This window comes from Bradyrhizobium sp. SPXBL-04 (assembly GCF_051853035.1).
Classification (GTDB): Bacteria; Pseudomonadota; Alphaproteobacteria; order Rhizobiales; family Xanthobacteraceae; genus Bradyrhizobium; species Bradyrhizobium zhanjiangense.
In genome coordinates this window covers 2783086-2803337 of sequence record NZ_CP182472.1, presented here as the reverse complement: position 1 = coordinate 2803337, position 20252 = coordinate 2783086, and the positions used below count along the sequence as shown (strand labels likewise).

General features: G+C 64.3%; 18 protein-coding genes. 10 read left to right on the top strand and 8 right to left on the bottom strand.

The features are described from left to right. The first annotated feature begins 97 nt into the window (after positions 1-97). Both ACNJX8_RS13025 and ACNJX8_RS13020 read left to right on the top strand, forming a co-directional pair. Entirely contained in the window at positions 98-805 is a 708-nt protein-coding gene (locus ACNJX8_RS13025; RefSeq protein ID WP_439360915.1) for a hypothetical protein, read from the top strand. 240 nt (positions 806-1045) lie between these two features. Continuing rightward, on the top strand, positions 1046-2029 hold the full coding sequence (locus ACNJX8_RS13020; RefSeq protein WP_439360914.1) for a helix-turn-helix domain-containing protein: 984 nt from the start codon (positions 1046-1048) through the stop codon (positions 2027-2029). A 136-nt stretch (positions 2030-2165) separates the two neighbouring features. Here the strand turns inward: ACNJX8_RS13020 and ACNJX8_RS13015 are convergent, their stop codons facing one another. Next, positions 2166-4487, bottom strand: a complete 2322-nt coding sequence (locus tag ACNJX8_RS13015; RefSeq protein ID WP_439360913.1) for a molybdopterin guanine dinucleotide-containing S/N-oxide reductase — start codon at positions 4485-4487, stop codon at positions 2166-2168. Positions 4488-4728: 241 nt separating this feature from the next. Between ACNJX8_RS13015 and ACNJX8_RS13010 the strand changes: the two genes are divergently transcribed. Then, positions 4729-5079 (top strand): RidA family protein, encoded by a 351-nt coding sequence (locus ACNJX8_RS13010; RefSeq protein WP_439360912.1) that lies wholly within the window; start codon positions 4729-4731, stop codon positions 5077-5079. Between the two features lie 346 nt (positions 5080-5425). Here ACNJX8_RS13010 and acdA read toward each other — a convergent pair whose 3' ends face one another. The 6 genes from acdA to ACNJX8_RS12980 all read right to left on the bottom strand — a co-directional run bounded on the left by acdA (position 5426) and on the right by ACNJX8_RS12980 (position 11301). Beyond that, the gene (gene acdA / locus ACNJX8_RS13005) at positions 5426-6604 is read right to left on the bottom strand and encodes a 3-sulfinopropanoyl-CoA desulfinase (RefSeq protein WP_439360911.1); all 1179 of its coding nucleotides are present in this window, start codon (positions 6602-6604) and stop codon (positions 5426-5428) included. A gap of 16 nt (positions 6605-6620) precedes the next feature. After that, complete coding sequence (locus ACNJX8_RS13000; protein ID WP_128939329.1) at positions 6621-7193, bottom strand: peroxidase-related enzyme; 573 nt, start codon at positions 7191-7193, stop codon at positions 6621-6623. A 34-nt stretch (positions 7194-7227) separates the two neighbouring features. Further along, complete coding sequence (gene acuR, locus ACNJX8_RS12995; RefSeq protein WP_439360910.1) at positions 7228-7872, bottom strand: acrylate utilization transcriptional regulator AcuR; 645 nt, start codon at positions 7870-7872, stop codon at positions 7228-7230. A gap of 115 nt (positions 7873-7987) precedes the next feature. Then, a complete protein-coding gene (locus ACNJX8_RS12990; RefSeq protein ID WP_439360909.1) occupies positions 7988-8665 on the bottom strand; it encodes a cupin domain-containing protein in 678 nt (225 codons plus the stop codon). A gap of 89 nt (positions 8666-8754) precedes the next feature. Beyond that, positions 8755-9981, bottom strand: a complete 1227-nt coding sequence (locus ACNJX8_RS12985; RefSeq protein ID WP_439360908.1) for an MFS transporter — start codon at positions 9979-9981, stop codon at positions 8755-8757. After that, positions 9982-11301 carry a tetratricopeptide repeat protein gene (locus ACNJX8_RS12980; RefSeq protein WP_439360907.1) on the bottom strand — a complete coding sequence of 440 codons (1320 nt, stop codon included), beginning with the start codon at positions 11299-11301 and terminating at the stop codon, positions 9982-9984. It lies immediately after the preceding gene. Positions 11302-11486: 185 nt separating this feature from the next. Here ACNJX8_RS12980 and ACNJX8_RS12975 point away from each other — a divergent pair, with 185 nt between their 5' ends. Together ACNJX8_RS12975 and ACNJX8_RS12970 are read left to right on the top strand one after the other, a co-directional pair. Next, on the top strand, positions 11487-12257 hold the full coding sequence (locus ACNJX8_RS12975; protein ID WP_439360906.1) for an AraC family transcriptional regulator: 771 nt from the start codon (positions 11487-11489) through the stop codon (positions 12255-12257). 155 nt (positions 12258-12412) lie between these two features. After that, positions 12413-13414 carry an alpha/beta fold hydrolase gene (locus ACNJX8_RS12970; protein WP_439360905.1) on the top strand — a complete coding sequence of 334 codons (1002 nt, stop codon included), beginning with the start codon at positions 12413-12415 and terminating at the stop codon, positions 13412-13414. 115 nt (positions 13415-13529) lie between these two features. On the opposite strand, the gene ACNJX8_RS12965 is transcribed toward ACNJX8_RS12970, so the two are convergent. Next, entirely contained in the window at positions 13530-14216 is a 687-nt protein-coding gene (locus tag ACNJX8_RS12965) for a GntR family transcriptional regulator (protein ID WP_128932409.1), read from the bottom strand. Between the two features lie 123 nt (positions 14217-14339). Here ACNJX8_RS12965 and dctP point away from each other — a divergent pair, with 123 nt between their 5' ends. Genes dctP through ACNJX8_RS12940 form a run of 5 tightly spaced genes read left to right on the top strand, consistent with a single transcriptional unit; the run spans position 14340 to position 20221 of the window. Beyond that, complete coding sequence (gene dctP, locus ACNJX8_RS12960) at positions 14340-15359, top strand: TRAP transporter substrate-binding protein DctP (RefSeq protein WP_439360904.1); 1020 nt, start codon at positions 14340-14342, stop codon at positions 15357-15359. Continuing rightward, positions 15356-15913 carry a TRAP transporter small permease gene (locus ACNJX8_RS12955; RefSeq protein WP_439360903.1) on the top strand — a complete coding sequence of 186 codons (558 nt, stop codon included), beginning with the start codon at positions 15356-15358 and terminating at the stop codon, positions 15911-15913. Before dctP ends, ACNJX8_RS12955 begins: the two co-directional genes overlap by 4 nt. Next, positions 15910-17265 (top strand): TRAP transporter large permease, encoded by a 1356-nt coding sequence (locus ACNJX8_RS12950; protein WP_249756934.1) that lies wholly within the window; start codon positions 15910-15912, stop codon positions 17263-17265. The genes ACNJX8_RS12955 and ACNJX8_RS12950 overlap by 4 nt, the downstream gene beginning before the upstream one ends. Positions 17266-17282: 17 nt before the next feature. Continuing rightward, positions 17283-18692, top strand: coding sequence for a malonyl-CoA decarboxylase (locus ACNJX8_RS12945; RefSeq protein ID WP_439360902.1), 1410 nt, complete (start codon positions 17283-17285; stop codon positions 18690-18692). Continuing rightward, a complete protein-coding gene (locus tag ACNJX8_RS12940) occupies positions 18689-20221 on the top strand; it encodes a malonate--CoA ligase (RefSeq protein ID WP_439360901.1) in 1533 nt (510 codons plus the stop codon). Before ACNJX8_RS12945 ends, ACNJX8_RS12940 begins: the two co-directional genes overlap by 4 nt. Positions 20222-20252 lie beyond the last annotated feature (31 nt).

Here is a 20252-nt window from a genome sequence, read left to right as displayed (position 1 = left end):
GCCATCCCGCGCGCTCGCAAGTCCTAACAACTTCTAACACGCCAAGCCGCACACGCCCCGCCATGGTGGAGGCACTTCACGGTGGATATAGCGGGACATGGCGCTTCTTGACGACGTAATCGATGCCAATGGCGGTATGGCCCGTTGGAACAGCTTGAAGGGGTTCACGCTCCACCTCTCCGTCGGCGGGACGCTGTTCTCCAGCGCTGGACACGCCCGGGAATTCAAGGACGTGACCGCAGAAGGCTCGACCCGGACCCAATCGATCCGCTTCACCGGCATCACGGGAGGCGAACATTCCGGGTCGTTTCAACCGGACGCGATCACAATCGAGAGCCTGGATGGTGAGGTCCTGCGGACCTGGCGCAACCCGAGCTTCGCGTCTGCCGAGGCTGGCTCTCCTGCGCTCGCGGACGAACTGCACCTCGTCTTCTTCTGCGGCGTCGCGATCTGGAATTATCTGACGACTCCATTCCTGCTCGCCGACCCCGATGTCGTGGTGGAAGAGCTGACGCCGTGGCGCGAGAACACCCAGACCTGGCGGCGGCTGCGGGCGCAATTCCCCTCGCGCCTGGTCACGCTCGCTTCCGAGCAGATGTTCTATTTCGACGAGAGCGCTCTGCAACGGCGGACGGATCACGATCTCTTCGGGATGAAGGTCGCACATTCCTCCTGGGCCCATGACAGTTTCGGCGGCATCGTGGTGCCGACGCTTCGACGGGCGCAGACGCTGCAGTCCGACGGAACCGTGATCGCCAAGCCTGTGCTGATGGACGTCGAGATCTTCGACGCCGTCTTCGAGTAGCGGCGCATGCGCGCGCAAACGACGTCACGTGCTCGAACCTGCGCCGACGACGTCAACCGATGCGACGAATTGGGACGTTCATAGAGCCTCCTGCGGCGAGCTGTCACAGCGCTCGCACTCACACAACAACTAACAACTCCTAATCACCACTAACGGGCGTCCTGGCGCGCACGCGCGTACTCTCGGACCATAGCGAACTTGCGCATCGCAAGCCGCCGATGAGACGAGAGAGAACGAACGATGTTCACCGACATGCAGGCACACGCCTGGGCCGATCTTCGAGCCGTCAACCGGAAGCGCGAGGCTCCGCAGACGACACAGGCATTCGCCCGGGAAAGCCGATGGCGTCAGATCGACCGCGGCGCGGAGACGTCCAGCGAGGACATCACGATCTCGCGATGGGAAGACTCCCGTGGCGCTTCGTCGCACGAAACTACGACGCCCGAGGATCGCTATTTCGTCGGCATTGCCCTGAAGACCACGCGCGCAAGACTGAGCCGGGACCGTCAGATCGTTTTCGACGGCACCATGCCCGCAGGCACGCTCTATGTCACCGCACCGTCGAAGCCTCTCCGCGCGCAGTTCCAGTCGCCATGCGCTTTCCTGCACTTTCATATCTCCACGGATCATTTTCCAGCGCAATTCCCCGCGACCCAAGGACTGAATGACCTCGTCCTGTTGCGCGACCCGCTCGCTGCAGAGCTTGCCAAGGCGCTGATCGAACGTGGTCACGCCGCGGACCACCAGTTCATGCGCTGCCTCGGCCAGACTCTTGCGATGCATCTCGCCCGGTTGGAGCCGCCGCGCGTCAGGGTCAATGCCTTGCCGAAATGGCGGCTGCGGCGGATCGAACAATACATCGCCGATCATTTCGACCGCTGCATCAGCCTGGCCGAGCTCGCCCATGTCGCCGGCTTGTCCAGAATGCACTTTGCGGCCCAATTCCGCGCCGCGACCGGTTACCGCCCCCGCGAATATCTTCTCAATCACCGGATCGAACGTGCGAAGGCGCTGCTCACGACCACCGAGCGGCCCTTGGCGGAGATCGCGCTTGCCGTCGGCTTCAGCACGCAGGCGCATTTTTCCACCGTCTTCAAGCGCATCAGCGGCCAGTCTCCGGCACGCTGGCGCCTCGCCAGCAAGGGTGAGCGAGCTGAGGCAGAAGCGCCTCCGCAGCGGCGTGCTGCTCGGGAGAGGGACTGGATCGCCAGCGTGGCCGCGTAGCGACGCGCACGCGGTCTCTACTTCATCATTGCGAGATGCCGTAGCCCGGATGGAGCGAAAGCGTAATCCGGGAAGGTGCCGATGAAGAGAGCGGTCCCGGATTGCGCTACGCTCCATCCGGGCTACGATAAAAGCCCTACACCGGATCGAACGCCCGGATCGGGGGCAGATTGCCCGTGAACTTCTCCACCTCGACCGTCGTCAACTGCCCCGTGCAGCCCTGCGCCAGGGATGAGGTGCCGACGTCGCGGGTGAGCACGTTCGGATTGCCGTGAACGCAGAGCGGCGCGTCGTCCTCGGGATCCATCGGGTCATACCAGGCTCCGGTCGGAAGCTGCACGACGCCGGGCGCGATGCCGTCGGTGACGTGGACGGCGGCAAGGCAGGCGCCGCGGTCGTTGAACAGGCGGATGATGTCGCCATCCTTGATGCTGCGTGCGGCCGCATCGCGCGGGTTCATGCGCGCGACCTCGCGGCCGCGATGTTTTGCGGCAAGCGAATGGCCACCGAAATCGAGCTGACTGTGCAGGCGCGTCACCGGCTGGTTGGCGACGAGGAAGCACGGTGCTCCAGGCCTCGGCATATCGGACTTGTCGAGCCAGACCGGATGGCCCGGACAATCCGCATCGCCATGGCCCGCGATCTTCGCCGAGAAAATCTCGATGCGGCCGCTCGGCGTCGGCAGGGCGTGACCTGCGGGATCCTCACGGAAGCGGCGCAGCCGGCCGCCGTCATCGGGCTGCTGCGGCACGACCAGGCTGCCACGCTGCCAGAATTCGTCGAAGCTGGGCGCCTCCACGCCACGCTTGGCGAGCGAGGCGCGGGTGGGCTCATACAGATGTTCGAGCCACTCCCGAGAGGTGCGGCCTTCCGTGAAGGGTTCGCGCGCGCCGAGACGTTCGGCGAGATCGGCGAAGATATCATAGTCGTCGCGCGCGAGCCCAAACGGCTCGGCGATCCGGTGCATCGCGACCATCAAGGGGTCGTTGGTGGAATAGCCGATGTCCTCGCGCTCCAGCGTCATCGTTGCGGGCAGCACGATGTCGGCGTGCCGGGCCGTCGCGGTCCAGCCGAGCTCGTGCACGACCAGCGTGTCGACTTTCGCGAACGCCTTGCGCAGGCGGTTGATGTCCTGGTGATGATGGAAGGGATTGCCGCCGGCCCAGTAGACGAGGCGAATGTCCGGATAGGTGCGTGTCTCGCCATTGTAGCGATAGGTGCTTCCAGGGTTGAGCAGCATGTCGGCGATGCGCGCCACCGGAATGAAATCGGCAACGCCGTTGCGGCCCTGCCCCAGCGTCGGACCCGGCACGTCGTTGACGCGGCGGCCGTAATAGCCGATCGCACCCAGCGAATAAGCATAGCCTCCACCGGAAAGACCGACCTGGCCGAGCGCTGCCGCCAATACCAGGCCCATCCACACCGGCTGCTCACCATGCTCGGCGCGCTGGAGCGAATGCGAGACGGTGATCAGCGCCCTTTTCCCGGCGAGCCGGCGCGCCAGCGCGCGGATCGTGTCCGCGTCGACGCCTGAGATCGCGGCGGCCCATCCGGCATGCTTTGCTTGCCCATCGCTCTCGCCGGTGAGATAGCGCAGGAAGACGGGCCAGCCTTCCGTGTAGCGATCGAGGAAGGCCTGGTCGTGCAGACCTTCGCTCACCAGCGTGTGGACGATGCCGAGCATCAGCGCGGTGTCGGTGCCGGGCACGCAGCTCATCCATTCGGCGCCAGCTTCGACCGGCAGATCGTCGCGCAGCGGGCTGACCAGGACGAACTCGCAGCCGCGCCGGCGCGCCGCCGCCATGGCACCGCGCTCGACATGCTTGCTGATAGAGCCGCCGGCGACCATGGAGTTCTTCAGCGCCATGCCACCGAACGCCAGCACGATCTCGGTATCCGCCGCGATCTGCTCCCAGGTGACGTTGCGCTTGGTGATGTCCTCGTATCCGCAGAGGATCTGGGGCAGCAACACCGAGGACGCGCCGGAGGAGTAGGTGTTGACCGAACGCACATAGCCGCCCATCGCGATGTTGAGGAAGCGATGCACCTGGCTCTGGGCGTGATGAAATCGGCCCGCGCTCGACCAGCCATAGGAACCGCCGAACACAGCGCCGGGGCCGCGCGTGTCGCGGATGCGCGCCAGTTCGTCCCCGAGCAGATAGAGCGCCTTCTCCCAGCTCACGGAGACGAATTCGTCGCGGCCGCGGCGATGGTCCGGGCCGGGACCGCGCTCGAGCCAGCCGCGGCGGATCGTCGGCTGGGCGATGCGCGCCTGGTGGCGCAGCGCGCCGGGGAAATTGTCGATGATGCCGTTCGGATCGGGATCCCCCGCATAGGCCCTGACCTCGAGTGCGGCCGCGCCTTGGCGCGCCGAGAACACGCCCCAATGCGACGTGTGCGGCTTGAAGCCGTCGGACAGGTCGAGGCCGGGGTCGGGAAAGCCAATCGTATCGTCCATCGCCTGATCCTTGTTCCAGTACGTGGTGGCAGTATACCGATCCACACTGTGATGTCATCGAGATCAGAGCTGACGTCTACGCTGGGCTCCCGTGCACTCTGTTGCACCCGACGCCGCCGAATAGCGAGGTCAAGACTCACGCCGATGTCGACGGTGCCGCTCGGTACGTCACAGGGCCTCGTATTGGTGGTACAGATGTGCGATACGCCTCCCCTTCCTCACCAGCAACATCGGTCTCATCATGATCAAGCGCATCTTGCCTTACGAAGGTCTGCTCCACGAAGTGGTCGAGCATAATGGCGTGCTTTACATCGGCGGAATTGTCCCTGAAGACACGAGCCTCGACATGTCGGGCCAGGCAAACGACGTCCTCCGGCAGCTGGCGCAGCTGCTGAAGACCCTCGGATCCGATTTGGCCAACGTCTTGCAGGTGACCATCTACATGACGGATCTCAAGGAGAAGGCCGCGTTCAACGCCGCCTGGAAGGCGCACTTTGCAGAAGCTCATCTGCCGGCGCGCGCCGCAATCGGCGTGGCCGATCTCGGTCCGGGCGTCAAGCTCGAGATGACCGCCATCGCTGCGCGACACTAGTGGCGCCACGGCATCCTTGTACCGGTCTTAACTTTTTGCGCCGACATCAATGTTAACGAGCGACTTTCATTGCGCGAAGGGAATGCCCTGATACGCTCTGCGCATATCAACCGCAGCGTGTTCAAGATGATCAGATACTCATCCTACGGCACGACGAATTCTTCAAAGCAATCGCCGACGCTCGATACTGACGATCCGCTTCGTGCCGCATATTGCGAACTGTTAGAGCTGCGTCGGCGCGTCAGGGCCGCTGAAGCGGCCATGATGACGCGAGCTAGTGATCGCAGCCGCAAGCCGACCGCGAGCCGAGCCCAGAACTGGCTGAAGCAGTCTGGATGACCCCCGCTCAATGACGGGTCTGCGGCAGCTTCCAGCCCAGAACCTTGCTCGCGACGAGCGTGCGCAGCACCTGCGCCGTGCCGCCGCCGATCGTGAACATGCGGACGTCGCGCGCCATGCGCTCGAGCGGGAAGTCGCGCGAATAGCCGCGGGCCCCAAACATCTGAAGTGCATCGTTGACGATCTTGATCGCCGCCTCGGACGCGAAGATCTTCGCCTGCGCCGCGAGGGTCGGATCGGGAAATGCGCTGCCGCCCGGGCCTCGCGACGCGGCGGCCGCATGCAGCATCAAGCGCGATGCGGTGAGCTGCGTCTGCATGTCGGCGAGCATCCATTGCAGCCCCTGGAATTCGCCGATCGGGCGCCCGAACTGCTCGCGCGTCTTGACCCATTCGATGGCGTGCTCCAGCGCACCCGCAGCGATTCCCATCGCGACAGTGCCTGCGCCGACACGCTGACTGTTGTAGGCATTGATGAGGTCGGCAAAGCCGCGCTTGAAGCCCGACGGAGGCAGCAGCACCATGTCCGGCGTGATCTCCAGATCCTCGAACACGAGCTCGCCCTCGGGCATGCCGCACAGTCCCATCGTCGTTTCGCGCTTGCCGATACGCAGCCCTTCGGCCTCGCCGCGCACTGCCAGGAAGCCGCCGACGCCGAGCTCCTCACCGCTCTCATCGAAGACCCGCGCGAAGATCAGGTGCAGGCGCGACACGCCGGCGCCGGTGATCCAATGCTTGCTGCCGTTGAGCACGTAGCGATTGCCGCGCTTGTCGGCCCGGGTCTTCATGCCGCTCGCGTCGCTACCCGCCTCGGGCTCGGTAATGCAGATGGCCGGCTTATCGCCCGCCAGGACGAGATCGGCAGCGCGCCTGCGCTGTGCATCGGTGCCGTAGGCCATGACGGTGGAGATCGCGCCCATATTGGCCTCGACGACGATACGCGCCGAGACCGTGCACGCGCGCGCCATCTCCTCGATCACCAGCACCGTGTCGAGGAAGCTCTGGCCCTGCCCGCCATATTCCTTTGGGATGGTCATGCCCATGAAGCGCTCGGCTTTCAGTGCCTCGACAACGTCGAAGGGATATTCGCGCGATTGATCGATCTCGGCGCCGCGCTTGCGCAGCAGCCCATTCGAGAAGGCGGCGGCTCTTTCCTTCAAAGCCAATTGCCCGGATGACAGCTCCATGGCGTCGCTCCTTCTCTCAGCGGCCCATGGTATAGAATTCGGCATTCGGACGCATGCTCGTCACGTTCGCGAGCCGGTTCGACAGGCCGAAAAAGGCCGAGATCGCCGCGATGTCCCAGATGTCCTCTTCGGTGAATCCGTGCGCCGTCAGCGTGGCGAAGTCGCTTTCAGACGTCTTGTGCGCCTCGGTCGAGACCCGAACGGCGAAATCCAGCATCGCCTTCTGACGATCGGTGATGTCGGCCTTGCGGTAGTTGACGGCGACCTGATCGGCAATCAGCGGGTCCTTGGCGCGAATCCGCAAGATCGCGCCATGCGCCACTACGCAATACTGGCACTGATTGAGGTTGCTGGTCGCAACGACGATCATCTCGCGCTCGGCCTTGGTCAGATTGCCGGGCTTGTCCATCAGCGCGTCGTGATAGGCAAAGAATGCACGAAACTCCTCCGGCCGGTGCGCGAGCACGAGAAAGACATTCGGAATGAAGCCGGACTTCTCCTGCACAGCCAGGATGCGGCTACGGATATCGTCCGGCATATCGGCGAGATCGGGAACAGGGAAGCGACTGACGGCGCGTGTTTCGGTCATGAGCTTGGCTCCTCGTTGAAGATTGGCATGACAATCATCGCCCCTCACCTTTCGCCCGGATCATCGCAAGAAAGCGTTCGGCGAAGACGTCGAGCGCATCCGGGCGCCGTTCGAGCTTGGCGCGCAACACCGCGCCCTCCCAGCCCATCCAGAAGAACTGCGCGAGATCCTCGCAGTCGAGCTCGCTGGACATCTCGCCCGCCTCTTGCGCCGACCGCAGGCAGCGGGACGTCCGCGCTTCCCAATCTCGGAACACAGCAGCGAGGCGCTTCCGGAACGGCTCGGGCAGAACACCCATCTCCTGTCCGAGATTGCCGACGAGGCAGCCGCGCCGGTAGCGATGTCTCGCCATGCCCGAGCGAGCATCCGCGATGAAATCACGCAGACGGTCGAGCGGAGCACGCTCGGTGTCGTCGAACCATCGGTCCAGCTTGCGCGCGAAATAGTCGGCATAGGCGTCGATCAGTGCGAGACCGAAGGACTCCTTGCTGTCGAAGTAATGGTAGAATGAACCTTTTGGTACCTCCGCGGCGTCCAGGATCTCCTCGACGCCCACGGCACTGAAGCCCTTCTCGGTCAGGATCGCAACGCCGGTGCGCAGCAGCCGTGCGCGCGGCGCGTCTGGCCGTGTCTGGTCCTTGGGCGGACGGCCACGGCGACGCGGTTCGGCTGACGGCAAAATCGCTCTCATGGCGATTTATTAGACCGATCGTCTTGCAAAATCAATCCCGCGTCGTCATCGAGGCCCGGCGTCTGTCGATGAGCCCTCAACGACGTGCGGGTCGCCCCGCATTTCACGGCATTTGGCAGACGTCCGGATGCAGCAAGGGAGCGTCCTTCAGCCAGACGTTCGCGCCGTCCGCACCGCAGACGGCGCGCAGAGGCTGTCCGGCGGGCAAGCGGACCCAGCCTTGCGGGAGCAGCGTCTGATCACCAATCGACAGGCTCCCGGCGAGAACGAGCATTTCGAGCCCGCGTGCATTCTCGACCGTGACGGAACTGCCAGGCATCCAGCTCTCGAAACGCACGTTCTCAAATCCATCGTCGAACAGTTCGAGCGCGCTCGCCGCCCCCGATCGCGGCTCGCGCTGACGACCTTCCGCGGGCCGTCGTACGATCTGGTCGCGATCGCCATCCCGGAACTGCCAAAGGCGCACGAAGATCGTGCAGCCAGCCTCCGATGCGGGAACGTGCGAGGTCCCGGGCGGATTGCGGAAGTAGCTGCCCGCGGGGTAATCGCCATGCTCGTCCTGAAAGACGCCATCGAGAACGACGATCTCTTCGCCGCCGCCATGCGTATGGCGCGGAAACGCGCTGTGCGGCGCGTATCGCACGATCGAGGTGGCGCGCGCGACCTCGTCGCCGATGCGGAACAGCATGCGCCGGTCGACACCGGCCGCCGGGCTTTGGATCCACGGCAGCTGCCCGGCCTGAACGATCACCGGAACTGTCAGGTTGTCATTGATGCGCATGGCTCTTCTCCCTCATGGTCAACACCATTATGAAATTAGCCTGGCCGGACCGCATCCGTGCGACGGCCTCCGCGGCGCGCTCCAGCATATCACGACGCCGCATCGCCGCGGCGCGCTCGTGGTGATGCCAGCGCCAGCGCGGCGACGGCCAGGAACAGAGGCGGAAACGAGACCCACAGGACCGTATTCCAACCGTAGGCGGAGAGCAGCCCACCCGACAGGAACGAGCCGAAGGTCATCGTGCCGAACACGATGAAGTCGTTCAGCGACTGCACGCGCGCCTTCTCCTCCGGGCGATGACACTCCAGGACCATCGCGGAAGCTCCGACGAAGCCAAAATTCCAGCCGACGCCGAGCAGGATCAGCGTCGCCCAGAAGTGCCCGACCTGAATACCGAACAGACCGATGGCCGAAGAGGCGGCGGTGAGCAGCAGCCCGGTCGCCACCACTCTCGAAGCGCCGAACCGGGTGATCAACCTGCCGGTCCAGAAGCTCGGTCCATACATGGCGATCACATGCCATTGCAGACCAAGATTGGCAGCCTCCTGCGACAGATTGCAGAACTTCATCGCGAGCGGTGCCGCCGTCATCAGGAAGTTCATCAGCAGATAAGAGACGACTCCGCAGACCACCGCCGCAATGAAACGCGGCTGGCGCGCGATCACGGAAAGAGGACGGCCTCTGCCCCTGTCGGCCGCGATCGGCATCGGCAGACGGACCCCGGCGAGAACCGATAAGGAGATCGCAGCGACCGCGCCTTGTGCCAGATAGGTGGCCGCGAAGAGATGGGGCGGCCACAGACCCATCGTATACGTGACGAGTTGCGGCCCGATCACGCCGGCAAAGACACCGCCTGCCATCACCGCCGACAGCGCGCGCGGCCGCCGCTCCGGCGCCGCGCAATCGGCGGCCGCGAAGCGAAAGGACAGCACCACCGCGGCGTAGACACCGCCGAGAAACGTCGCCGCACAGAACAGGCCGAATGAGGCGTATAGAATCGCGAGCGATCCGATCAGGCCGGAGAGGACACCGCAGCCGGTGCCGATCATGAAGGTCGCGCGTCGCCCGTAACGTTGCGCGATCGCTCCGGCGGGCAAGGTGCAGGCGGCCATCCCGACCACGAAGATCGAGATCGGAAGAGTTGCCAGCGCCTTGGTGGGCGCCAGCATGTCACCGATCACTGCGCCGGTGGCGTAGGCGATCGTCGAATTCGCGCCGGCCAATGCCTGCGCGACGGCGAGCCTTGCGACATTGCTGCGCTCAAAACGGAACGCGGGCGGAGCCTCCACCCGCCCTTGCACGGCAACTTCTGACATTCAGACCTCGATTTGGCCGCGCCAGCGCGCATCGCGCTGCGACGGACGGCGGTGGAGGCGGCGATCGAGCAGATCGCGTGCCTTGGCGGAATCGCCGCTTCGCATGAAAGCGAGCAACAACATGTCTTCGATGATTTCCCTCTGGGCGCCGCTGCCGCCGACCCGCGCGACGTCTGCGGCCACCGGCTCGAGAATCCGCATGCATTCGGCGTAGTCGGTGTTCGCGAACGCGAGCGCGGCCCGGCCGATGGCTGGCACGACGGGACCAGCCGGCAGCACGCCGTCCGCGACACGTTGCGCATTCGCCTTGATGCGGTCGACGGCAGCGGCGTGTTTTCCGGTCGCGGCGGCCAACAAGGCCGTGTGCAGTTCGACGAATGCGAGACCGGGAGTCGGATAGCGGGATCCGGCGTAGCTCTCGACCTCCTCCCACATGCCGGACGGCACCTCGTGGCCATACGCCTGAAGTCTCCACAACAAGGAGACCGTGTCGCTCAAGACATTGATCGGCAGACCGAGCGAGGCCGAAGGTCGAACGAATTTGCAATAGATCGCCAGGGCGTGTTGCGGATCGTCGCGCTCCAGTGCCGAGAGCGCCGCGTGCCAGGCCAGATGACCGTGAAGCATCCCTGCCCGATCATACTCAGGCAACCAGCCTTCGAGCAGCGTTTCGGCTTCGTCCTTGGCGCCCTGCTCGAACATCGCATGCGCGACCGCATGCGCGGCGTTCGCGTTGGCGCGGCGCCGTTCGAGACCACGTTGCGCGAGGTCGCGACCTCTCGAGACCGATCCGTTCTCGGCATGTGACCAGCCGCGATAGGTCAGGAACCACCAGTCGTCCGCGTCGTAGCGACCCGCCACGCGTTCGCAGAGATCCACGCGCGCCTGGTCGTGACCGATCATCCCCGAGAACGCGAACAGGCCGAACGCGCCGAGCGGCAGAGAGAGGATCAGGACGTCGCGCGGCCACGCGTCCAGATGCGCGAGCGCGCTCTCCAACGCCTTGGCGGACTGGCCGGTCACCGCGAGCGCGAGGACCGCAACATGACTGATCTCACGCGGCGAGCCGTTTCGCGCGACAATCTCCTGCGCAGTCGCGATCCTTGCGCGCGCTTCCGCGGGCTCGGCCTTGATCGCGTGCAGACGTGCGAGGGCGGCGTGCGCCAGCGCGAAATGTGGATCGAGTTCCGCGGCCTGCCGCAGCGTGTCATCCGCGCCCGGCCACGCCGACAGAAGCAGATCGATGCCGATCCGATATTGACCGGCCGCTTGCGGTGAATCTGTCGAAATCGGCAGGCCCCGGCTGTCGCACTCGGCCATGCTCCGTTCCTGATACGAGGGACGAGACGGGTCCGGCCAACAAAGTCGGTGGTGTGGCCGGCCTTGAACCGGAGCGCTAGCAGAGCGAAAAGCGGCTGTCTTTCGACGTTTTGCCAATTTATATAGAATATCGGCCAATCGGAAACGACATGACCTGGACCCCACTATCGGCTCCGCCGGATGCCTTGCCGCCGCGCCCCATCACCATGCGCGCCCAGTCGATCCCGGCGCGGCACGAATTCCCGGAGCACGCGCACGACTGGCACCAAGTGGTCTACGCCATCGACGGCGTGCTGATGGTGACCGCGGAGAATCGTTCCTTCGTCATCTCGCCCGAACAGGCCGTCTGGCTGCCGCGCGGCGTTCGCCATCGGGTGGGCTCCCTTCTCGGCGCCGAGTTTCGCAGCCTGTGGATTGCCGTCGACGCCGGGAGCAATCTGCCATCGGCTCCGACAGTGCTCGCCGTCTCTCCCCTGCTGAAGGCGTTGATCGTGGAGGCAGCAGCCATCGAAGGAAGCCAGGATACCGACGGCTACCCCGATCGTGTCGCGACACTCATTCTCGATCAGCTCGGCAGGGCCCGCGCGCTGACGGCGGGATTGCCGTGGCCGCGCGGCGAACGCCTGCTGCGCCTTTGCGAAGCGCTCTACGTCGATCCAGCCGATTCCCGAAGTTCGGATGATTGGGCCAAGGCGCTCGGCATGTCGTCACGTACGCTGACGCGCCAGTTCGAAGCGGAAATGGGTTCGAGCCTGCGATCATGGCGGCGACGGGTGCGGCTGCTGCGCGCCATCGAGCTGTTGAGCAGCGGCACGGGAGTCACGGAGACCGCGCTGCAACTGGGCTACGGATCCGCATCCGCGTTCGTCTACGCATTCCGGACAGAAATGGGATCCAGTCCGCACGCCTACATGCGAAGAGCGACTGGCGAGCGGCGTGCCGCCGACATTCGCTGATAAGGATCTGAAGCGGAGAGTTCCGGCGAAGCAGTTTCCTCGGAACCATCGAAGCCGAGCTCGGTTGGGGGCAGATTGGGTTGGGGCCCTCCGCAACAACAACAAGTCGCGGTGCTCAGGGATATCCTCGTCTCTCAACAAGATGGACCCGCTCAATGAGACGCTTGCTCAGATTCCTGCCTGTGCTGGGAGCAACATTCATTCTGATGGTCACCGGCGCACTGGCACAGGAGACTCCATCCCCTCTTGCCTCGCGCACTGGCCTGCCGGCCAACTTCGAACGAATCTTCACGCACGGCTTTGCCGAAGCCAATGGAGTTCGACTGCACTATGTCATCGGCGGTCCGGCCCATGGCGACCTGATCGTTCTGCTGCACGGCTGGCCGCAGACCTGGTACACGTGGCGGAATGTCATGCCTGCGCTCGCGGGCGCGGGGTACCGTGTCGTTGCGGTGGACTATCGCGGCGCTGGCGAGTCGGAGAAGCCGCAGGGCGGCTACGACAAGGCGACGATGGCTGCCGACATTCGCGCACTGGTCCGCGAACTGGGCGGAAGCCATGTCAACCTCGTCGGACGCGACATCGGCGTGATGGTCGCCTATGCCTATGCCGCGCAATGGCCGGATGAGGTCGTCAAGCTCGCGATGCTAGACGTTCCCGTGCCGGCCACGCGGATCTGGGATGAAGCCAAGCACAAGCCGGACCCCGAGCTCTGGCATTTCGGCCTGCATCAGCAGCGCGATATCGCTGAGCTCCTCGTGAGCGGTCACGAGCAAGCCTACATCTCGGATTTCTACAAGAAGAGGCTCGCAGCGCCTGTTGCGGACGAAGACATCGCGGTCTATGCGCGTGCCTATGCGGCTCCCGGAGGCCTTCGCGCGGGGTTTGAGCTCTATCGGGCTTTTCCCGAGGATGAACGGCGCTTCAAGCAATTCATGCAGAAGAAGCTCCCGATGCCCGTCCTCGCCTTGGCCGGCGAGAAGAGCAACGGCTGGGCCGAAACGGACATGGCGAAGGAGCTCGCCACGAATGTGCGTGGAGATGTTGCACCACGCACCGGGCATTGGTTGCCGGATGAGAATCCGACCTATGTCTCTCAACATCTCCTGGCATTCTTCGCTGGCGGCACGACCGGCAGCACGGCGCGGACACCCTGAATAGAGTGACGAATGGCTACGGCGAGAGGCAACGCTAAAGCGCGATGAGATTGGGATGAATCGTCATCGCGCTTTAGGTTATTGTTTTAGCATGATCTTTTCGGAAAACCAGCCTCTACCTCGACGTTCCGCTCTTGCTTCCGGTCGCGTCGGATCGTCGATCCGCGGCAAGGCCAAGCACCATGTCCGAGAACCGCTCACCCTGGACCAGAACATGATCGTGAAGTCGCGTTGCCGCGAGTTGCTCATCGCCGGCGCGGATCGCTTCGAGAATCCCGGCGTGCTCCTGGAGCGATTGCAGCAGGCGGTTGCGCGCACGTAGCTGGATACGGCGATAGGCGCTCAGCCGCTTGTGCAGAGCAAAGGCTTGATCAGCGAGAAAACTGTTGCGGCTCGCGCGGTAGATCGCTTCGTGAAAATTGCGGTTGTCGGCGTAGTACTGCTCGCTGTCGCCTTCGCGCGCGGCTATCTCGCACGCGCGATGAGCAGTCTCCATTGCCGCATCGTTCTCCGGGGTCAGCCGACGTGCCGCCAGGCGTCCGCAGGCGCTTTCGATCTCCGCCATCGTTTCGAACATCTCGAACAGCCTGGTCGGTGACGGGACGCTGACGATCGCGCCGCGGCGCGGGCGGACATCGATGAAGCCCTCGGCGCCGAGCTGGAGCAGCGCCTCCCGGATAGGGGTGCGCGACACCCCGAATCGCTCCGCCAGCGAGGCCTCGTCCAGGCGATCACCCGGCAGGAATTCTCCTGCAATCACAGCGTCTTCGATCGACTGCTTAAGTCTGAAGGCCTGGCTCATTGCATACACCTGATCCCACAATTCCATACCATATACTTGACAAAACGAACAGCATGCAGTTCATATGAGAATTGTATGCAATATTACGAATAAAAAATGCAATTCAGCGACGGGAGGTATGGAATGAGGATTTCAAGACGCCAAGCCCTGGCCTTGGGAATCGCAGCCCCGGCGCTGCTCCCGTTCGGGGAAGCGCGCGCGGCCACGACCCTGAAGATCTCGCACCAATTTCCGGGTGGCACGGCGACCGAGGGCGATTTTCGCGACCGGCTCTGCTGGCGTTTCGCGGCCCTGATCCAGGAGCGCAGCAAGGGCGCGATGACCGCCGAGATCTATCCGGGCTCGTCGCTGATGAAGACCAACGCGCAGGTCTCGGCGATGCGCAAAGGCGCGCTCGACATGAGCCTCATTCCGATCTCCTACGCCGGCGGCGATCTTCCCGAACTGAACATCGGCCTGATGCCGAGCCTCGTCACCGGTTACGACGAAGGCCTCGGCTGGAAGAACAAGCCGATCGGCCAGGAGTTCAGCAAGTTTCTCGCCGCCAAGGGCCTCGTCATCATCACCTGGATCTGGCAGGCCGGCGGCGTCGCCAGCCGTGCGCGACCGCTGGTCGAGGTCGCGGATGCCAAGGGCATGAAGATCCGCGGCGGCTCGCGCGAGATGGATCTCGTGCTCCAGGCCGCCGGCGCCTCGGTGCTGTCGCTCCCTTCCAATGAACTCTATGCGGCAATGCAGACCGGCGCCTGCGATGCCGCCCTCACCTCCTCCACCAGCCTGACCTCGTTCCGACTGGAAGAGCTCGCCAAGCATCTGACGACCGGCCGCGCCAAGAGCTACTGGTTCATGCTCGAGCCGCTCGTGATGTCGAAGGCGGTGTTCGATCGGCTTTCGAGCGAGGAGCGCGACATCATCGTCTCGGTCGGCGCCGAGCTGGAAGCGTTCGGCCGCACCGCGGCGATGGAAGACGACGTCCGCGTGGCCAAGGTCTACCAGGCCGCCGGCGCGACCGTGCATGATCTCGACGACAAGACGGTTCAGGCGTGGCGGGAGCTTGCGCGCGACACCGCCTGGAAGGATTACGCCAACAAGAACGAGAACTGCGCCCGCCTGATCAAGCTCGCCATGGAGGCCGGATCATGAGCGCGCACGGCGTCGATCTCGGCCACTCCGTCGTCATGACGGCAGCGCGACCCGGCTCCACGGTGGGACGGATGAATCGCGCGATGACCCTGCTCAACAGGACGATCGTCGTCCTCTGCTCGATCGCACTCATCGTCGCGAGCACGATCCTGAGCTACAGCGTGGCCGCGCGCTATTTCTTCAACGCGGCGACCTATTGGCAGGACGAGGCCGCGGTGTTCCTGCTGGTCGGCGCCACGTTCCTGTCGACCGCGTTCGTACAAGCCGGACGCGGCCACATCGGCATCGAGGCTCTCACCGGCTATCTGTCGAAGCGCGGCAATGCGATCCGCATGCTCGTGGTCGACACCGTGAGCCTGCTGTTCTGCTGCTTCTTCGCCTGGAAATCCTGGACGCTATTCCACGAGGCATGGGTCGACGGACAGGTGTCCGGATCGACCTGGGCCCCGCCGCTGTGGATTCCCTACAGCATGATGTCACTCGGGATGACGCTGATGACGGTGCAGATCGCGCTTCAGCTCGCCTCGCGCGTCGACGGATGGAGGAGCAAATGAGCACGTTTGCCGTCGGACTGATGTATGGCGGGGCCACGCTCGCCGTGATGGCCTCGGGCATGCCGATCGCGCTGGCGCTCGGTGCCGTCGCCGTCATCTTCATGTATTTCTTCATGCCCGCCGCATCGCTCGATACGGTGACGCAGAACGTCTACGAGGAGATGGCTTCGATCACGCTGCTGGCGATCCCACTCTTCATCCTGAAGGGCGCCGCGATCGGCAAGTCGAAGGCGGGACAGGATCTTTACAGCGCGTTGCACGTCTGGATGGGCCGCATCCCCGGCGGGCTCGGCATCGCCAATGTCTTTGCCTGCGCGCTATTCGCTGCGATGGCCGGATCATCTCCGGCGACGTGCTCGGCCATCGGTTCGGCCGGCATTCCCGAAATGCGCAAGCGCGGCTATTCCGGCGGCTTTGCTGCGGGCGTCATCGCAGCCGGCGGCACGCTGGGCATCCTGCTGCCGCCCTCGATCACCATGATCCTGTACGCGGTCGCGGCGGAGCAGTCGCTCGGTCGTCTCTTCCTCGCCGGCATCGGCCCGGGCCTTCTCCTGGTGCTGCTGTTTGCGACGTATGCGGTGTTGAGATTCAAGTCCGAATACGCCGCGGCAGAGCGCGCTTATGCCGCGGACCCTGCGCAGCATCCGATCCTTTCGAATGAGCGCTTCACCATGGCGATGCGGTTCGGTGCGCTGCCGCGCGTGCTCCCGTTCGTCGTGCTGCTCAGCGGCGTCATGATCGCACTCTATGGCGGCTATGCGACGCCGTCGGAAACCGCAGGCCTCGGCGGCATCCTGGCGCTGGTCCTGATCGCCTCGATCTATGGCGTGTGGCGCCCGCGGGATCTCGGCCCGATCCTGGAATCGACGCTGAAGGAATCGACCATGCTGATGCTGATCATCGGCATGTCGCTGCTCTACTCCTACGTGATGAGCTATCTCCACATCAGTCAGGCGGCGGCGCAGGCGATCGTCGCGATGCAGCTGTCGCGCTGGGTGCTATTGGCAGCGATCCTGGTGCTGGTGGTCGTACTCGGCTTCTTCCTGCCACCGGTTTCGATCATCCTGATGACTGCGCCGATCATCCTGCCGCCGCTCAAGGACGCAGGCTTCGACCTGATCTGGTTCGGCGTGGTGATGACGATCGTGATGGAGATGGGCCTCATTCATCCGCCGGTTGGACTCAACATCTTCGTCATCAGGAACATCGCGCCGGACATCCCGTTGCGGGACGTGATCTGGGGGACGCTGCCCTTCGTGCTCCTGATGGCGTTCGCGGTCGTCCTGCTTTGCCTGGCGCCCTCGATCTCCACCTGGCTGCCCAACCTGGTGATGGGCGCCCCGTCGCGTTAACCGAGGAGGCATGAACGATGCTGAACGACACGAGATCCGGACGCATCACGGCGCCCGAGTTCCTGCAAGGGCTCATCGATACCTTGACGCAACGTGGTCGCGCGGTTCTGGGCATCAAGCCGGATCGTGAGCCAGGCGAGGATCGCGATCTCGCCCTTCTGGGTGAAGCGCTGCTCTCCAGGCGCGGCGAAGCCTCCGGCGTTGCGATCGCGCAATCGCTGCTTGCGGCTTTCGAGCAGGCCGGCGAGCCGCAGCGGCTGAAATTCCTCGCCTCGCTCGCCGACCGGTTCGGGCCCGACCGTCGCGCGATCGAGCTCGCGATCGCGGCCTACCAACGCAAGGAGGGCGCCGACGGCAGCAAGCTCGAGGCGCTCCATGCCGCCGCCGAGCCGCGCCGGCAGGAGTTGATCCGGCGCCTCAATCTGGCGCCCGGCGGGACTTCGTCGCTGGTTCGCATGCGGGAGGTGCTGCTCTCGCTGCTGCGCGAGCATCCCGAGCTCCAGCCGGTCGACGACGATTTCGCCCATCTGTTCTCGTCCTGGTTCAACAGGGGCTTCCTCGTGCTGCGGCCGATCGATTGGACGACGTCCGCCAACATCCTCGAGAAGATCATCAAGTATGAGGCCGTCCATGCCATCCAGGACTGGGAGGACTTACGCAACCGGCTCCAGCCGCCGGATCGCCGCTGCTACGCGTTCTTTCATCCGCAGCTCGTCGACGAGCCGCTGATCTTCGTCGAGATCGCGCTCACCAAGGAGATTCCCGGCGCGATCGGCCCATTGCTCGACAAATCGCGCCAGGCGATTGCCGCGCGTGAGGCGACAACTGCCGTGTTCTACTCGATCTCGAATACGCAGAAGGGCCTGGCCGGCGTCTCGTTCGGCAATTTCCTGATCAAGCAGGTGGTGCAGGACCTCGCCCGCGAGCTGCCGAACCTGAAAACCTTCGTCACGCTGTCGCCCGCTCCCGGCTTTGCCGGCTGGGTGCGACGCGAGCTCAAGACAGAGGCCTCCGGCGCGATCGATGAGGAGACGCGACGCGCGCTGGCCGCGCTCGATGACGGCGGCAACATCGCGCAGGCGAAAGAGGCCATCACCGCGCTTGCGGCCTACTACTTCCTGAAGGCGAAGCTGCCGTCAGGCAAGCCGGTCGATCCGGTCGCCCGCTTCCATCTCGGCAACGGCGCGCGCCTGGAGCGGCTGAATTTCCTGGGGGATGCTTCGGCCAAGGGCATGAAGCAGTCCTACGGGCTGATGGTGAACTATCTTTACGCGCTCGAGCACATCGAGGCGAACCACGAAGCGTTTGCGGAAGCCGGCACGGTGGTGGCGTCCGACAAGGTGAAGAAGGCGCTCCGCGCGAAATTGTCATCGCGCGACCTCGTTCCGAGTCCCCAATCCAACTCTCAACGGAAGATCTCGTCATGACCTGGAACCTGTACGACCGCCTGCTTGCCTCTGCGGAGTCCGATCAGTCCATTTGCATTGAGAAGGAGGACGGCGCGACGTTGAGCTACGCCGAACTCGCCGCCCTTAGCGGCAGATTTGCGAACTTCCTCGCCAGGATTGGCATCGGCCCGGACCACCGTGTCGCTGCCAAGGTCGAGAAATCCGTCGAGGCCATCGCCCTCTATCTCGCAACGCTCCGCTCCGGTGCCGTCTATCTGCCGCTGAACACCGCCTATACACCGGCCGAAACCGAGTACTTTGTCCGCGACGCGCAGCCGACATTGATCGTGTGCGATCCGAAGGAAGAAGCCGACCTGCGCACCATTGCTGCCAAAGCAGGCGGCCGGGTCGAGACGCTCGATCACCACGGCAGGGGCTCGCTCGCCGATGCCGCGGCGGACTTCCCGATTGCATTCGACACCGTGGCCAGGGGGAATGACGACCTCGCCGCCATTCTCTACACCTCCGGCACGACCGGCCGCTCGAAGGGCGCTATGCTGACGCACGGCAATTTGGCCTCGAACGCCCTGACGCTGGTTGAAGAGTGGCGCTATTCCAGCAAGGACGTGCTGATCCACGCGCTGCCGATCTACCACGTTCACGGGCTCTTCGTGGCCTGCAACGTCACGTTCGCCGCGCGCGGGCGCATCCTGTTCATGCAAAAATTCGACACCGAGCGCATTCTGGCGACGATGGCGCGCAGCACCGTGCTGATGGGCGTGCCGACCTTCTATGTACGCCTGCTCGAGAGCCCGAACCTGAACGAGCGCACGACCGCCAACATGAGGCTGTTCGTCGCCGGCTCGGCGCCGCTCCTTGCCGAGACTCACCGCGCCTGGCAGGCGAGGACCGGACACGCGATCCTGGAGCGCTACGGCATGACGGAGACCGGAATGATCGCCTCCAATCCCTACGACGGCCAGCGCATTCCGGGCTCCGTGGGTCGCCCCCTGCCCGCGGTCGAAGTTCGGATCGCCGATCCCGAAAGCGGTGTGGCGCTGCCCGCGGACGAAGTCGGCATGATCGAAGTGAAGGGGCCGAACGTGTTTGCGGGCTACTGGAACATGCCGGACAAGACCGCCGCCGAATTCCGCAGCGACGGCTTCTTCATCACCGGCGACCTCGGCAAGCTCGATGCAAATGGCTATCTGCACATCGTCGGCCGCGGCAAGGATCTCATCATCACCGGCGGCTTCAACGTCTATCCGAAGGAGATCGAGACGGAGATCGACGCCATCCCGGGGGTCTCCGAAAGTGCCGTCGTCGGCGTGCCGCATGTCGATTTCGGCGAGGGCGTCACGGCTGCCGTCGTCCGGTCGCCGGGCTCGTCCGTGGACGAACGCACCATTCTCGCAGCGCTGTCCGGACGGCTGGCGAAATTCAAGCAGCCTAAGGGCATCATCTTCGTCGAGACGCTTCCGCGCAACACCATGGGCAAGGTACAGAAAAACCTATTGCGGGAGCGCTTTGCAGAGCTCTATTCGGCCAAGGCCGGCCAGGGGAGTTGATACGGAAGGCTTGAACGGTCCGCTCCGCAGA